Source organism: Methylosinus sp. shoA, from assembly GCF_059718125.1.
On record NZ_AP046091.1, the window covers coordinates 1,788,511 to 1,803,964 of the forward strand.

Sequence of the window (15,454 nt, forward strand, 5' to 3'; positions counted from 1 at the left end):
GCAAACCATGATAATAATCGTCGCGCCGCCGCTGCAACGCAAGAGATTTTTTCGTTGGAACGTCGGTCGAACGGCGAGTCATCCGTTCGCATCGGCGAAACTTTGTCGACAGGAGTTCAAGTGGCCGATATCGATCAGATTCATCGCGCAAACTCGGCAAATCTCGCGAGTGCGGCGCGCCGTGAGCGTTCGAATAGAGAGAGCGGTGCGCCGTCGTCGTGATGTCTCGAGACGCGCGCGAGGCGAGGGTTGAAAGCGCTTCGTCTTCTTCCATTTGCTCGGCTATTTTCCCCGCCATTGCTCGGGCCATTCGATTTCCTGCAGACCTCCGCCTTGCGATGGCGGCTCTGGCCACGGAGTCGGCGGCTTGAATGATGACGCGGGCGTCTGAACGACGCTCGGCGGAGCAACTGGCGCCGGGCTGCGTTCCACGTATGACGATGACGCCTGTCTCTCCCGATGCATTGCTTCATGGGCGTCGGATGGGCGCGCGTCGTCGCGCGGCGCGGCCGGGATCGGTGTCGGCGGGTCGGTCATCAAGGCGCAGGCTAAGGCGAAAAACGTCATCATCGCGGCTGTCCGGAGCGGATAGTCGACAAACGAATGCGCCAGCAGAAGCGCTATGATCAATGAAGCGGCGCGCGCGTAAGGCTGCTCGACATCGGCCGATGAATCGGCGGAGCGACACCATAGCTGCAACGTTCTCGACACCCACCACGCGGCAAAGGCGATAATCAGCCCAATCCCGAAAATCCCGCTCTCCAACCAGAGTTCCAGAAAATCATTGTGCGCACGATTGACGTAGGCATCGCGCAGAGTGTCCTCGGGACGTTCGAAGGCCGTGTAGACTGGAACGAATGTGCCGATGCCGGCGCCGAACGGAAAATAGGCTCTGGCGGCTTCGATCGTGCGACGAGCGATCGTCCATCGAGCGTCCTCCAGCAAATCGGCGTCGAAGCGTCCGAGGATGCGGGACAAGGTGAATTGCAGCGAGAGCACGATGGCGAACGCGATCGCCCCGAGTAGCAATTTGTATGAGGAGACGCTCGATCGATTGTGGCGCTTGTCTGAATAGGCGAAGGTGAAAGAGCCTATCAATGCGACGAGGGTGAGAGCGATCCCCGCGCGAGACCTCGCCATTGCCTGCCCGGCGAGGAGAATGACGATCGTCGTCATGCCGATGAGAATGGCGATGAACGACGTCGCGTCGAGTCCGATTCTCGAATCCAAATTCGCGCTCGCCATGGCCGAATCCGAGATCCATGCGGCGGCGAGAACGATCGAGCAATAGAGAAAAGCCGCGAAATGGTTTCGGTTGGCGAAGAAGCCGACAGCTTCGGTGGGATTGGTGACGCTGAAGAAGCGGAGCGAGCTGTCGGGGCCTTGAGCGACCTGGGCGAGGCCGATCATGACGCTGACGACGCCGACAGGCAGAAGCAGCAAGATCAATCGTCGACGCTCGCGTCGATCGAGGTTCGATATCGCAAAGAAGATAGCCAGGGGTGGGATGAGCGACAGCAGGCTCGATCGCGTCATGAAGGGAGCAACGCTGATCGGCTTCCACGGCAGTGGACGATCGATCAATTGGAAGGCTTCGATAATGGGCTTTCTCTGCGGAAGCGCCGTCCAGATGGCGGGTGGGAGTGGCAGTAGCTGCATCGAGAAGAGCAATGCGATCGAGACGCAAAGCGGCAAGACCCAGCGCGGTCGTCGATCGGAGGGAATTTCGAGCCAACGCCACAGAGCCATCAGGAAGAGCGGCAGGGCGAGAAGTTGAAGAACGGCGTCGGACAAAAAGCCCGCTCTCGTGCCGCCGCCGAGCAAGAGGCTCGCGACGGCGATGAACGCAGTGGTGACGAATAGGAAATTGATTCGCATGGACCAAATGTATCTAGCGAGGCGTCAATGGGGAGAGACTAGCGCTACGTCGGAGCACAGTAAACGCCCCTAGCCGGAGCGAAGGTGGCAGGGCGTGTGCTCACGCTCGCAATGCCTTTGAAAAGCCGCCGAGATGCACGCGCCTCGTAATATCACGTATGGACTTTCTGGTGTGGAACGTTTGAAAAAAAGGGCCGCTCGGCGCGCGATGCGAGCTATTTTGAATGATATGGTCCGATTGGACATAGAGACGTTCGCGAAGCGCCGTGCATTTGAGAGCGGCGTGTGTTCGCGTCGAAAGCGAATCAAAGTTCGAAATTGCGTCGTCGTTTATTTTGTCGACAAATCATTCCGCAGATTTGGCTCATGATCGATCTTCATTCTCATATTCTTCCCGGCGTCGATGATGGCGCGACCGACCTCCGGACCGCGCTCGAGATGGCGCGCATGGCCGTCGCCGATGGAGTCGAGGTTCAGGCCTGTACGCCGCATATCCTTCCGGGTCTCTATCACAATACGGGGCCGCAGATTCGTGCCGCGACCCGAGAACTTCAGCAACGTCTCGACGAAGAGGGCATTCCCTTGCGGCTCGTCGCGGGAGCGGACGTCCGCTTGGCTCCCGATATGGCCGAAGGGCTTCGTTCCGGTCGAATCCCGTCGTTGGCCGACACGCGCTATGTGTTGCTCGAGCCTCCGCATCACGTCGCTCCGCTCAGGCTCATCGAGTTCTTCTTCAGCGTCAGCGTCGCCGGCTACGCGCCCATCCTGACCCATCCGGAGAGATTGTCGTGGATCGAAACGCAATACGCGGAGATCGAGCAATTGTTTCACGGCGGGGTGTTGATGCAGGTCACCGCGGGATCGCTCACGGGGGCGTTCGGGCGCGTGCCTCGCTACTGGGCTGAGCGAATGCTCGATGAAGGGCGCGTTCACATTCTTGCTTCGGATGCGCATAGCGTCGGGCGGCGGCGCCCGAATCTCGCGGAAGGGCGGGACGCCGCGGCGAAGCGTGTCGGCGAACAAGAGGCGATTCACTTGGTCGTTACGCGGCCTCGGGGAATTTTGGAGAACCAACCTCCGTCCAAGCTGCCGGCGCCGCCGGTCCGGGCCTCCGTGGAGATGAGCCGCGACGAAAGAATTAGGCGTTCGAGGAAACCAAACGGTGGCGCACATGCGAATTTTGTCGACCATGATCATGACGGCGTTGCTGGTGGCCGGCTCGATTTCATTGGCCGGGTGCGAGCAATCTTTCGATGATGGAGCGCGAGGCGCGAGCGCGTCTTTTGCGGATGGCGCGGCAAGCGACCCTCCGTCTGACGAAACCAAGAAATTGGCGCAGTCGGTCGGGGAGTTCGTCGCGGCGTCGACGCCAGGCAATACGGCTTACAAGGTCGGCGCCCAGGACGTTTTGGAAATTGTCGTCTTCAAGGTTCCAGAACTGACCCGTAGCGTTCAGGTGGCGGACTCCGGGACGATCAATCTGCCGCTCGTCGGCGAGGTGCCGGCGGCGGGCAAGACGGCGCAGCAACTCGAGCGCGATCTGACCGCGCGGCTCGGCGCCACTTATCTCAAATCCCCTCAGGTTTCGGTCTACGTAAAAGAGTTCAACAGCCAGCGCGTCACAGTCGAGGGCGCGGTCAGGAGGCCCGGCGTCTATCCGATCCGAGGCAAGAATTCTCTTCTCCAGTTTGTCGCCGTCGCCGAAGGGGTGGAGCGGGATACGGCGTCGGGCACGGTCATGGTGTTTCGAACGGGCGACGGCCAGCGTGTCGCCTCGGAATTCGATCTCGACGCCATTCGCGAAGGACGGGCTTCGGATCCGGCGATTCAGGACGGGGACATCATTGTCGTGCCGACCTCCGCCGCAAAAGTGGTTTTCTCGTCATTCTTGAAAGTTACGCCCGCGATCGCGGCGTTTCGTCCGACCATATGGTAGGCCGCACGGATTTTTGTCGAACTTATTCGGGGTCACGTTGACATGCAGGACAAAGCCGCGAACTTTGAAGACGCGGGAACGCTCGTTCCCAAGACGACGGCCGCACCGTCGTACAGCGAGGTGGATTTCCCTGGCGGATATGCAGGACATGCTGTTTCGGCGTCGGAGGATTTCACCGCGGGGACCTACGAATATTGGCGCATTCTGCGCAAGCACAAATGGCGAGTCCTGGCGATCACGGCCGTCTTCGCCGTCTTGGGCCTGCTTCTGACGCTGATGATGACGCCGCGCTTCACGGCGGCGACCAGGCTTCAGATCGACCGAAATGTCGCCAAGGTCGTGGAGAGCGGCAATATCACGCCTTTGGAAGGTTCGGATTTCGAGTTCCTTCGAACGCAATACGAGCTTCTGCACGGAACGTCGATCGCCGAACGCGTCGTGTCGGCGCTCAGGCTCGGGGAAGACGCCGACTTTCTCAATCCGACGGAATTCAGCGTCCTCGGCTATCTCAAGAGCTTGCTGACATTCAAGTCTCGTTCCGACAGCGCCGCCGACAAGGCGGCATTGGAGCGGGCAGCGATCGGCATTGTCTTGGCCAATCGCTCGATCAAGCCGGTGAGCGGGTCCCGTCTCGTGGACATAACTTATACCGATCCGAGCCCCGCGCGAGCGCAGAAGATCGCCGCCGGTCTCGCGCAAGCCTTCATCGATTTCAATGTCGACAAGCGTTTTCAAGTCAGCGCATTCGCCAAGTCGTTTCTCGAGGATCAAATCAAGCAATTGCAAATACGGCTGAAGGATTCCGAGAAAACGCTCGTCGACTTCGGACAGAAGGAACAGATCATTACGACCAATGAGAAGGCGTCGATTGCCGAAAACAATTTGTCGGAAGGCAATGCCGTGCTCGGCAGCCTCGTGGCCGAGCGCATCAAGAATGAACAATTGTTCAAGCAGATCGAGAATGCTCGAGCGATCAACCTTCCGCAATTTCTGACCAACAAAGTTATAGAAGGCCTGCGAGACAAGCGCAATGAGCTCGTCACCGAGTATCAGGAGAAACTGGAGACCTTCAAGCCGAGCTATCCGGGGATGATTCAGATCAGCAACAAGCTGAAGGAAGTCGATCATCAAATCAACTCGGAGGTCAAGACGATCAAGGATGCGCTCAAGGGGGCCTATCTGGCGTCGCTGAGCCAAGAAAATGAAATGAAGGCTCGGATCGAGACTCTGCGCGCCGAAGTGCTCGATTTGCAAAAGCGCAGTATCCAATACAATATTCTGAAGCGAGAGGTGGATACGAATCGATCGCTGTATGAGAATGTGTTGCAACGCTATAAGGAAGTCGACGTGGCGAGCGGCGCCGGCGCGAACAATATTTTCGTCGTCGAAAGAGCCGAACTGCCGAAATCCCCATCGTCGCCGCAAATGACGCGCAATCTTTTCATCTCCCTGTTCTTGGGCGCCATCGTGGCCGCCGGCGTCGTCTTCGTTTTCGAGCGGTTCGACGATACGGTCAGCTCGGCCGAGGAGCTCGAGCGAGTGACGGGGCTCGCGACGCTGGGCTTGATCCCGCAGATCGACGGCGATAGGACGATCGAGCAGGAGCTCGCCGAGCTTCGGTCTGGGGTCTGCGAAGCCTATCGTTCATTGTGCACGTCGCTGCATTTCGCAACGGAGAGCGGGCTGCCAAAAAGCCTGTTGGTCACCAGCTCGGGCCAGTCGGAAGGCAAGTCCGTAACGGCCCTCGCCATAGCTCGCCATTTCGCTACATTGGGGCTGAGGGTTCTGATCATCGACGCGGATCTTCGTCATCCCTCGCTGCATACGCGGCTCGGTCTCGAGAATGGCCCGGGGCTGAGCAATTACCTGACGGGCGGCTGTTCGCCCCCGACGGCGATGCAGAATACGACGACCAACAATCTCGTGTTCATGTCGTCCGGGCCGATCCCTCCCAACCCTGCCGATCTATTGGCGAGCTCACGCTTCATGACGCTGCTTTCGGTCGGCGCTGAAGTCTTCGACTTCATCGTCATCGACAGTTCCCCGGTCTTGGGGCTCGCGGATGCGCAGCTGCTCTCCAATGTCGCCGCCGCGACGATTTTCGTCATTCGCTCCGGCGGGACGCGCAAGGCGCAGTTGAGAGATTCGTTGAAGCGCTTGAGATTTGCGCGCGCCAACATCATCGGAGCGGTGCTGACGCGGCAAGATACGAAATCTGGCGGATTTGGGTACGGATACGGATATGGCGCGGACGAAGTATATGGTCGGTTGGCCTTGGAGACTGATCGGCCTGCTGAAGTCGCGGGCGAACGAATGAGCGCATGACGACAGATCCCTCGGCTTTGCCATTGGCGATCGATCTATTGCATGCGCCCTCGCGCGTACGTCCGGCGCGGTCGCGTCCCTTGCCGGGAGGCGTCGTCCTGCTGCTTCGTATCGTCGCTCGCGAGGAGGCGGCGGAAATCGAAGCGGCGGAGGTGAGCGGAAGACCAAGATATGTTGTCCGTGAAGCGGCGATGTTTTTCGTCGAGCAGTGCGGTTCGGCCCCGAGTCCGACAATTACCGCATACTCGGCGTCGACCTTCATGCGCAAGCCGTCGAGCTGAGGCGTAACATGGCGCTGCTGTTGAAAAGCTTTCATCCGGACCTCGAACGAGATCGGGATCATTCGATGCCGGCATGCCGAGTGATACAGGCGTGGGAAAATCTCAAGACGCCTCGGCGCCGGCCTATTTATGATCAAAGCTTGATCGAGATCGACAGCAGGAGGTCGTCGTTGGGATCATCGCATGGAGCGAATGGCGGCGACGCGCGTCATGGCCACGCCAAACGTTCGCAACTGCGCCAGCGATCACTCCGAGAGCCGGTCGGCGAACGACCGGGCGGCCTATCGTGCACGATATTGTCGGTGTTCGGGCGCGGCGCGACGCGCAGCGGGGGGGCGGTCATGAACGACCTCGTGAGATGGCGAGATCGGATCGACGCTGGCTCCTGGAAGCGCGCCTTGCGCGTTCTGGCGTTCGGAGCCAGCGGTATGGTTCTGCTCTGGCAAATCGTCGCGACCAGTTTCGTTGCGCATTTGGCGGTTGTCGCGCCGGAGACGGCTTTGTCCCTGGCGCCCACCGATCCCCTCGCGCTGCTCGAGCTGGCGGATCGAAAGCTCAATGCGGATTTCGCGTCATGGGTCCCCGCGCGGGCGGGCGCGCAAACGATCGTCGAGCGGCCCGAAAGCGCGATCCAATCCTTGTCCGCCGCCGAACGCGACGCGGTCAGAGCCTTGGCGGAAGACGCATTGCGGCAAGCTCCGCTCGACGCGCGCGCCATGCGCATCCTCGGTCAATTGGCGTCGGACGATTCGGCCGAGAAATTCATGGAGGCGGCGGTCCGCCGTTCGCTGAACGAGAGTCGAGCGATCTTTTGGCTCTTGCAGGATCGTTTCGAAAAGCGCCGTCACGCCGACGCGGCCCAAATTGCGGACATTCTCTTGCGAACGCGTCCGAATCTCGTCGAATTCGTCACGCCATCGCTCGCGCGCATGGCGGAGGACGAGGAGGCATTCGTCGATGTCGGTCGGTTGATGGCGAGCGCGCCTCCCTGGCGGGAGGCTTTTCTGGCCTATGTCTGCGACCATGTCTCAGACGCGCGAACGCCGTTGCGTCTCATGCTGGCTTTCAAGAAGACCCGGTCGCCGCCCACGGCGGGAAGCCTGCACACATATCTCGCTTTTCTGTTTCGGCATCGGTTCTATGACTTCGCCTATCATGCTTGGCGGCGGTTCGCGCCGCCCGAGCGATTGCAGGCGGCCGGAAACCTGTACAACGCCGATTTCGAATTTCCGCCGACCGGCCTGTTTTTCGATTGGACGATCGTCAATGGGAGCGGGGCGACGATTGATATCGTTCCGCGCCCGGGCGATGAAAATCGACGGGCGCTGGTGATCGAATATGATCGCGACCGCGCGGCGCCGCACGGGGTCTCGGAATATGTGAAGCTCTCGGCCGGCGCCTATCGAATGACCGGGCTGCAGCGCGGCGAACTCATCGGTCGCCGGGGGCCGAGATGGCGCATTGTCTGCGCGGGCGCGAACGTGGAAATCGGCGAGAGCGAAATGGCCATGGGCCGCATGTCCGATTGGCGGCGGTTTCAATTCGATTTCGTGGTGCCGGACGAGGATTGCGTTCTACAGCAGGTGCGGCTGGACCTCGACGCCCGCTCGCCATCCGAGTGGATGGTCTCCGGCAAAATATGGTACGCCGATCTGAAAATCGAGCCGGTGGAGGCGGAAACGAGCGTCATTCGCTCGTCGAGGTGAAGCGGAGCGCGCGGATGATCTTGCTCGGCGCGGGTCGTCCACATTCGCCGGCGTGCAGCAGACGGCCCAGCGTGTCGACCGCCATATGGAATCTCGATCCACATTTGCGTTTGCGCCGTCGTAGCCTGTACGCGGGCCACTTTCCCTCGCCCGCGACTGTCCCTTTCGGATCATATGCATTGAGTTCGATCCCAGAAAGTGTCGCCGCTGCCGGTGGAAATGATTTGAAACCGAGCATTGGTCGCGTCACTCGCTTCACTGCTCGATGATCCTGTTCGACGATATTGTTGAGATATTTGATGCAGCGGATATCGATGTCCGCTTCATGCTCGGTATTTGTAGCTTTCGATTGCCGCCGTTTTGGCGTGCTCTTATCGATCGTGATCTTCTCCGGCACGCCATGCTGCCCGATCGCCTTGCGCAAGAAACGTGATGCGGCTTTGCAATTTCTCTTTGCCGTCAACAGGAATTCGACCGTCGCGCCCGCCTTATCGACCGCCCGATAGAAATATTTCTAGTGGCCCGAGTCACTGGAACTGCGGGTATAGGAATTTCAGCTTGCAGCGAGCGTCGCTGGTCGTGAATTGCCAGTCGGCCTTGACGTGACGTCTGTTGCGGTTTTCCTGCCAAGCGGCGACCTCGCGGGTCAGTGTCTCCTTGTCGGGGATGCGGCGATCGAGACATTGGGTCGCGAGGGCCGCGAGTTCGGATTCGGCCATGTCGAGCCAGCTTCCATGCTTTGGCGTGTAATGCCATTCGAAGCGTGCTACGAACGCGACGCCCGAAATCCAACCGACGCTGGGGCGGTTCAAAGCGGCGGCGGGACATTCGATGCTCTCACCCTGGGAGGTCTGCATGGGTCCGTTTCGAACGGTAGGCTGGCAGGAGGTGAGCGACGACCGATCGATGCTTGTGCAGAAGTCGGATCCCTACCATAGTAGCGAGGAAGCCGGTGAAAACCGGGGGAGTGAAGGATAAGGGATGGATTGAGAAGGAGGGGTCCCCGCCAATCGAGCCTCGTGTTCGCCGAGAGCCCGATGGTTGTCAGTTCACTTGTATTCGCCTTCCTGTTCCACACCTGACGCCTCCTGGCGTCTTTTCCGAGACGCTCACGCCCCAGGCTCTTGACCCGCGCTGCGCACAGTGGTTTCCACCTGCTCCTACAAGCCGATGGCGAGGGACCTACCCTCATCTCGTACGCCGCTCGTTGCGGCAAACTGAAATCCGACGGCCGCAGCGCATTGGGCCGCGGCGCCTTGGACCGCCGATTCACCTTGTCGAGCGGGCAGGGCGTCAGAGCCGGCGCGCGAGCGTGATGTGAAACGCATGCGTGGATGACGCGCAGCCTACGAAACTCACCGGATAGATATCACGGTGTCGACCACGCTATGTGCAGTCGACGCATGCGCGCGTCTGAGCTGCAGCGAGGTCGAGTGTCCACTCACCGGCCGTGCGGTAGCGTGGTCGCACGCTCGTCAACGAAGCCGACACGCGCTCTTGGACCATGACGCCCGCAAGCTGCTCATGATCATCGCCGACAGGCTTCGCGCATTCTTCTCGACCCATGCGTCGACGCCGAGCGTTACAGGCGTTGGCGCTCGTGTAGGCGAAAGCCTCGTCATCGGTCGTCGATGATGCTCGCGCGTCTCCACCACGCGCCGCGGCGGCCCCTTAAGGGTTCGGTATCCTTGTTCGCGTGGCCGGTGGATGGCATCGTCGGCCTTGCCGCCGCAGACTTTCGATCGAGGCGATGTACGGTGCCGTTTCAGGGGAAGTGCTTTCATGAATTTCCATGCGATCGACCCGCGACGAAACGCATTGACCCGAGGCGAGCAGGACTCGGCCCTTTCCGAGGATATGACCGCGTCGCGGGCCTCGCCTCTCTTGCGACGGGCCGAGCGCGAACCAGTCATAACCAATGCAGAATCGCGATCCTGGATCGTTTCCTCGGGGGAGTTCCTCGCATTGATGGTCGCAAGCGCCTTCAGTGGAGCGGTCTATGGAATTCTCGCGCTCGGACCGCCGGACAGCGTCTCCGAGTTTCTCGCCATCGGAACGACGGCCGGTCTGCTCAATTGGGGCGCGAGCAACGTGCTCGGCGCGGGAAATCCGCGCGCCATCTCGAAATTCGAGACACGCGTTCACGGGGCGTTGTCGTCATGGTTCGCCGCCTGCGCGATGCTGCTGCTGATCATCTTCGTATTGAAGGCCGGCCACCTTCTCTCGAGAGGGACGATACTGACCTTCTTCGCGACGGGCCTCGTGGCGGTGGTCTCGGTGAGAGGGCTTCTCGCTCCGACTCTCGTCCAAATGACGCGCAGAGCCGCCGTTCGTCGGCGCAGCGCCCTCGTCATCGCCGATATGCGCAACGCCTCGCTGCCCGCAGTCGTTCGAACTCTCCGCGACGCCGGCTACGATTCGCCCATCGCCGTGACGGTCGACGTCTCCGGACCGCCCGAGCGTTGGGACAAAGAGCGTCGGCGCGCGCTGGACCGTGTCGCATCCTGCGCGAAGACCATGAAAGCCGGGGAGATGTTTCTCTGCGCATCCGGCGTTCCGGCCGACCGCTTGAAGAGCCTCAAGACCGGCCTCAGCCTCATCCCGCGTTCCTTGTTCTTCGTACCCGACGAATCGGTCTCCAGAGTGCTGAGAGGCCGGCAGATCAGCGAGCTCGGAGAGCATGTGACCGTCGAGGTCCAGAGAGAGCCTCTGTCGCAAATGGAGCGCGCCGTAAAACGGATGATCGATCTGGTCGGCGCAGTGGTCTTCCTGATCGGGCTTCTGCCTGTCTTCGTCGTCGTCGCGATCGCGGTAAAGCTCGACAGCCCGGGTCCGATTCTGTTCCGCCAGGCGAGACTGGGGCTAGGCGGGCGTCCTTTCGACATACTGAAATTTCGGACGATGTATGTCACCGAGAACGGGTCGAATGTCCGGCAAGCGCGACGCAACGACGTGCGCGTCACCGAGGTCGGACGTCTGCTGCGACGAACGAGCCTCGACGAGCTGCCGCAGCTGATCAATGTCATCAAAGGCGAAATGTCGCTGGTCGGACCGAGGCCGCATCCCGTCGCCCTCGACGAGGAATTCACTAAGATCATCGAGAACTACGACATTCGCCAGCATGTGAAGCCGGGCATAACCGGCTGGGCTCAAGCCGCGGGGCTGCGCGGCGAGACTCCTTCGCCGGAGCTCATGGCGAAGCGAATTGACGCCGACATCTGGTACGCCACCAACGCCAGCATTTGGCTCGATGTGCAGATCATCGTCCGAACCGCGATGTCGATACTAACGGAGCGCAACGCCTATTGACGCTGGTCAGCCCCCAACGCACCGGCCGACGCGGATATTCCGTCGCAGCGTCGCCGCCGCCGACTTCTCGCCAAGGATTTCACTGTGTGGCTCTCACTGAAGGTTTGCCGATGAGATGGGGGCATTTTCCGAGGAGCTCGCTGCTCGCGTGGCCCGCGATGGTGTGCTCGATTTTCCTGGTCGGCTGCTCGACGACCGAGGTCGGCCTCGATTCGACGCCTACGCACTCGATCGAATCGTCCGCGCTGCCGGAGCCGGACAGCCTGAAGCCGGACTCGGACTTCACGAGCGCCGAATATCGTATTTCCGCGCAGGACTTGTTGCAGATCGACGTCTTCGGGTTCCCGAGCCTGAGCAGGACGGTGCAGGTGGACGGCTCGGGCCGCGTTTCCTATCCGTTGATCGGCGCGGTGACGGCCGGCGGGCGGACATTGAGCGAGTTCGAGACGGAGCTCGCCAATAGGCTGGGCGGGCGATTTCTTCGATCGCCGCAAGTGAGCGTGCTCGTCAAAGAGTCCGTGGGGTTTCGCGTGACCGTCGAGGGAGCGGTCAGGAAGCCCGGAATCTACCAGCTGAGAGGGAAGACGAGCCTGCTGCAAGCGCTGGCGATGGCGGAAGGCATCAATGACGTCGGTGACTACACCGTGTCCTTGATCAGAGTGTCCGGCCAGAGGCGGCTCGCCGCGAAATACGACGTTTCCGCAATTCGCGAGGGACGAACGGAAGATCCGTTGGTCTACGGCGGCGATACGATCGTCGTCGAGGAATCGGCGGCGCGCACGGGGCTGCAGATTTTGAAGAGCACGGTTCCCACGATGATGAGTATCGGAGCGAGGCCATGGTGACGGCGTCTGAGATCGTTCGTCCGCTTGAGGAGAACTGACCGAATGAATCGAGAGCGGAGATTTGGCGGGGATGTGCCCGCCGTCATCCTCGAGCAGACGTCGGCCGAGCGGGGCGTCGCGGCGGCGGCTTCCGCGCTTCCCGGCTTTCGCGACGACGGCTTCGGGAGCCTGCCGGACGACATCGAGGCCCCTCCGTTCTTGAAACTCTACGATGTGATCTTGAAGTACAAGAGGCAGATCGCAACCATATGCTCTGGATTCCTGGTCGCCGGCTTCGTGGTGACGTTTCTCATGCCGAGATTCTACACGGCGACAACGACGATACAAATCGATCGGGAAGCGGCCAAGGTGCTGCGCATACAGGACACGGTCGTCGAAAATCATTCCGATCCGCAATTTTACGCTACCCAATATGAGCTGCTGAAGAGCAGAGCGCTCGCCGAGCGAGTCGTTTCGTCCCTTTCGCTGGCGGACAGGAAAGGCTTCTCGGAGGGCGAGAGCTGGTCGATTTTCCGGGTGTTCGGGAGATTTTTTTCGCGAAAGGACGATGCCGCGGATTACGAGAAGCTGCGCGAGCACGCCGTCGAAACGGTGATGAACGGATTGACGATCCAGCCGATCGCGATGTCGCGCATCGTGAAGGTCGGATTCAGCTCTCGCGACCCTGCCGTCGCGCAGGCGGTGAGTTCCGCGATCGGCCAGAATTTCGTGGCGATGACATTGGATCGCCGCTACGGAGCTTCCGCCTATGCGAGAGAGTTTCTCCAGGAGAAGCTTCAACAGGTCAAGCTGAAGCTCGAGGACTCCGAGAGGCAGGTCGTCGATTATGCGCAGAAGGAAGGGATAGTGAATGTCGACGACAAGATTTCGACCGCCGGCGCAAATCTGAAGTCGCTCAATGACTCACTGGCCGCAGCGACCGCGGAGAGAATCAAGAGCGAGCGGCTATGGCTGCAGGCGCAGGGGGGGAACAGCATCGGGTTGCCGCAAGTGCTGGAGGATCGCAACATCCAATCGGCGCGGGAGCGGCGCGCGCAGCTGATGGCCGAGTTCCAGGACAAGCTCGGAGTCATGAAGCCGGATTTTCCCGAAATGCGCCAGCTTCGAGCACAGATTGCGGAATACGATCGCCAGATCGCCGCTCAGGTGTCTCTCATAAAGCAGGCAATCAAAGCGCGCTACGAGGCGGCCCGAGATCAGGAGATTTCGTTCGGCCAGCAGATCGAGAAGCTGAAGGCGGACGTCCTCGATCTCCGTGGCCGAAGCATTCAGTACAACATTCTTCAAAGAGAGGTCGACACCAACAGGTCGCTCTATGAAGGGCTCTTGCAGCAATACAAGGAAGTCGGCATCACTAGCGCGATTGGAACGAACAATGTTTCGATCATCGACAAGGCCGAGCTGCCGAAGAGCCCTTCCAGTCCGAAATTGCTGCTCAATCTCGGCCTCGCGCTCACGCTCGGTCTCTTGACATCCGCCAGCGCCATCATCGTGGGCGAATATCTCGACGACACGTTCAAAGTGCCGGAAGAAATCGAGGAAGTTCTCGGCCTCGCCGTCCTCGGAGTCATCCCCATGTGGGAAAAAGCGAGCGAGACCGGCGCGCTGGCGCGGATGGTGGTCGATGCGCCGTTCTCGGGAGCCGCCGAAGCCTTCCGCAGTTTGTCCACCTCGCTCCAATTCTCGACGGAATCGGGAGCGCCGAGAACATTGCTCGTCACCAGCGCTCAGGCCGACGAAGGAAAATCGACGACATCCGTGTGTGTGGCGAGCAACTTCGCCCAATTGGGCATGCGCGTCCTGCTGATCGACGGCGACTTGCGCAAACCGTCGGTGCACAAGATCCTCGGAATCGACAATAGCGCCGGGCTGTCCAATGTGTTGGTCGGATCCGCCGAGGCCGAGGAAGTCGCTATCCAGAATTGCTTGAACGGAGCGACTGTTCTTCTGACGGGCCCCGTGCCGCCGAATCCCGCCGAGCTTCTCGCTGGGCCGCGCATGGGGGCGCTCCTGGCGACGGCCAGGGAGAATTTCGACATCGTCGTCATCGACGGTCCGCCGGTCGTCGGTCTGGCCGACGCGCCGTTGATCGGCAATCTGGTGGATGGAGCGATGCTCGTCATCGGCTCGAATCGCACGCGTCGGCGCGTCGTTCGGACGGCGATGAAGCGCCTATGCCTCTCGAGGACGCGGCTCATCGGCGCGGTGATGAACAACTTCGATGCGACGAAGGTCGGTCATTCCTACGGCTACGGCTATGGCTGTGGATATGGCTACGACGCTTATAGCTCGAACTATTATGGTTATGGAAAATTGTCGCACGACGCCGCGGAGGACGAGAAGGAGCAGGTCTCCTCTGCGAGGGATCATCGACTTGCGTAGCGGTAATGCGCTGGCGCAAGCGCTGGATCTCGCGGCGACGCCGCAGCTGGCGGCGCAATTACGTCGGATGCCTTTGTCGGACGACGTTCTCGAGGTGATCCGCATCGCAGCGGGGTGCGAAGAGGCTCTCGACAGGGCCGTGGCGAGCTCCCGCAGGCAGAGGCGATTCGTGAAATCCGCTGCCGAGCTCTATGTCCTGCAAATATTGTTATATCCCGGCGCGGATAGCCGCCGCGCTCTCGGCATCCGCGAAGACGCTTCCCGGGAGGAGGCGCGAACGCATCTCAAATGGCTGCTCATGTGGCTGCATCCGGATCGCTCGGGACTGGAATGGCAGACCGCTTATGCGCCGAGGGCGCTCGCGGCGTGGCGGGAAATCGATCGCGGCGGCGCAACGGCCGAAGACAGCGTCCACGGCAGAACCGAAAATCGGATGATCGGCTTGCCGCACCGTCCGCATCGCATGCGGGTTCCAGTCCGACGTCGACGCTCCGCGCGGCCGGCGCGGTGGATCGCCGTAGCGGCGGCGCTGCTGGTGATGTTCGTCCTATTCGGCCTGCCGAGATGGGATGATTGGGGAACGACGCAAGCGGAATCTTCGATCGTGAAGCAGCCGACCGACAGCGCGCCGGCGATCGAGGAAGACTCCGCCAAAACGATCGGGAACTCTCGCGAAGCGAAAAAAGGATGGTGAGGGGCCTGGACCCGAGTCTTCTCGCTCGACTCGCCGCGGTCTTCGTCTCGTTGCTGCTCGGTTGGCCCATCCTGCGCCACGCGGCCGCGGACGTCCTC

General features: G+C 60.8%; 10 protein-coding genes and 2 pseudogenes. 9 read left to right on the forward strand and 3 right to left on the reverse strand.

The window, feature by feature from the left end; translation table 11 throughout:
• Positions 1-282 precede the first annotated feature (282 nt).
• Positions 283-1,176 carry an O-antigen ligase family protein gene (locus AC6IW9_RS08050; protein WP_497771145.1) on the reverse strand — a complete coding sequence of 298 codons (894 nt, stop codon included), beginning with the start codon at positions 1,174-1,176 and terminating at the stop codon, positions 283-285.
• Between the two features lie 129 nt (positions 1,177-1,305).
• Between AC6IW9_RS08050 and AC6IW9_RS08055 the strand changes: the two genes are divergently transcribed.
• From AC6IW9_RS08055 to AC6IW9_RS08075, 5 genes are all read left to right on the forward strand, one after another.
• Positions 1,306-1,653 carry a hypothetical protein gene (locus AC6IW9_RS08055; RefSeq protein ID WP_497771148.1) on the forward strand — a complete coding sequence of 116 codons (348 nt, stop codon included), beginning with the start codon at positions 1,306-1,308 and terminating at the stop codon, positions 1,651-1,653.
• A 510-nt stretch (positions 1,654-2,163) separates the two neighbouring features.
• Entirely contained in the window at positions 2,164-3,135 is a 972-nt protein-coding gene (locus AC6IW9_RS08060) for a tyrosine-protein phosphatase (RefSeq protein WP_497771151.1), read from the forward strand.
• Between the two features lie 73 nt (positions 3,136-3,208).
• Positions 3,209-3,814: a polysaccharide biosynthesis/export family protein gene (locus AC6IW9_RS08065; protein WP_497771154.1), complete on the forward strand. Its 606-nt coding sequence runs from the start codon at positions 3,209-3,211 to the stop codon at positions 3,812-3,814.
• Positions 3,815-3,856: 42 nt separating this feature from the next.
• Positions 3,857-6,139, forward strand: a complete 2,283-nt coding sequence (locus AC6IW9_RS08070) for a GumC family protein (RefSeq protein ID WP_497771157.1) — start codon at positions 3,857-3,859, stop codon at positions 6,137-6,139.
• Positions 6,140-6,761: 622 nt separating this feature from the next.
• On the forward strand, positions 6,762-8,126 hold the full coding sequence (locus AC6IW9_RS08075; RefSeq protein WP_497771160.1) for a hypothetical protein: 1,365 nt from the start codon (positions 6,762-6,764) through the stop codon (positions 8,124-8,126).
• A 156-nt stretch (positions 8,127-8,282) separates the two neighbouring features.
• On the opposite strand, the pseudogene AC6IW9_RS08080 reads toward AC6IW9_RS08075, so the two are convergent.
• Both AC6IW9_RS08080 and AC6IW9_RS08085 read right to left on the reverse strand, forming a co-directional pair.
• Positions 8,283-8,637: pseudogene (locus AC6IW9_RS08080) on the reverse strand (IS6 family transposase); the annotation flags it as partial.
• A 16-nt stretch (positions 8,638-8,653) separates the two neighbouring features.
• Positions 8,654-8,890: pseudogene (locus AC6IW9_RS08085) on the reverse strand (IS630 family transposase); the annotation flags it as partial.
• A gap of 1,204 nt (positions 8,891-10,094) precedes the next feature.
• Between AC6IW9_RS08085 and AC6IW9_RS08090 the strand changes: the two are divergent.
• From AC6IW9_RS08090 to AC6IW9_RS08105, 4 genes are all read left to right on the forward strand, one after another.
• Positions 10,095-11,435, forward strand: a complete 1,341-nt coding sequence (locus tag AC6IW9_RS08090; protein ID WP_497772472.1) for an exopolysaccharide biosynthesis polyprenyl glycosylphosphotransferase — start codon at positions 10,095-10,097, stop codon at positions 11,433-11,435.
• Between the two features lie 158 nt (positions 11,436-11,593).
• Positions 11,594-12,280, forward strand: a complete 687-nt coding sequence (locus tag AC6IW9_RS08095; protein ID WP_497771163.1) for a polysaccharide biosynthesis/export family protein — start codon at positions 11,594-11,596, stop codon at positions 12,278-12,280.
• Between the two features lie 42 nt (positions 12,281-12,322).
• Positions 12,323-14,662 carry a GumC family protein gene (locus AC6IW9_RS08100; protein ID WP_497771166.1) on the forward strand — a complete coding sequence of 780 codons (2,340 nt, stop codon included), beginning with the start codon at positions 12,323-12,325 and terminating at the stop codon, positions 14,660-14,662.
• Positions 14,655-15,356: a hypothetical protein gene (locus AC6IW9_RS08105; RefSeq protein WP_497771169.1), complete on the forward strand. Its 702-nt coding sequence runs from the start codon at positions 14,655-14,657 to the stop codon at positions 15,354-15,356. The genes AC6IW9_RS08100 and AC6IW9_RS08105 overlap by 8 nt, the downstream gene beginning before the upstream one ends.
• Positions 15,357-15,454 lie beyond the last annotated feature (98 nt).

Coding starts and splice junctions, on each gene's coding strand:
- AC6IW9_RS08050 (WP_497771145.1), bottom strand. CDS start 1,176: ATGACGACGATCGTCATTCTCCTCGCCGGGCAGGCAATGGCGAGGTCT.
- AC6IW9_RS08055 (WP_497771148.1), top strand. CDS start 1,306: ATGGTTTCGGTTGGCGAAGAAGCCGACAGCTTCGGTGGGATTGGTGAC.
- AC6IW9_RS08070 (WP_497771157.1), top strand. CDS start 3,857: ATGCAGGACAAAGCCGCGAACTTTGAAGACGCGGGAACGCTCGTTCCC.
- AC6IW9_RS08075 (WP_497771160.1), top strand. CDS start 6,762: ATGAACGACCTCGTGAGATGGCGAGATCGGATCGACGCTGGCTCCTGG.
- AC6IW9_RS08090 (WP_497772472.1), top strand. CDS start 10,095: ATGGTCGCAAGCGCCTTCAGTGGAGCGGTCTATGGAATTCTCGCGCTC.
- AC6IW9_RS08095 (WP_497771163.1), top strand. CDS start 11,594: ATGGTGTGCTCGATTTTCCTGGTCGGCTGCTCGACGACCGAGGTCGGC.
- AC6IW9_RS08100 (WP_497771166.1), top strand. CDS start 12,323: ATGAATCGAGAGCGGAGATTTGGCGGGGATGTGCCCGCCGTCATCCTC.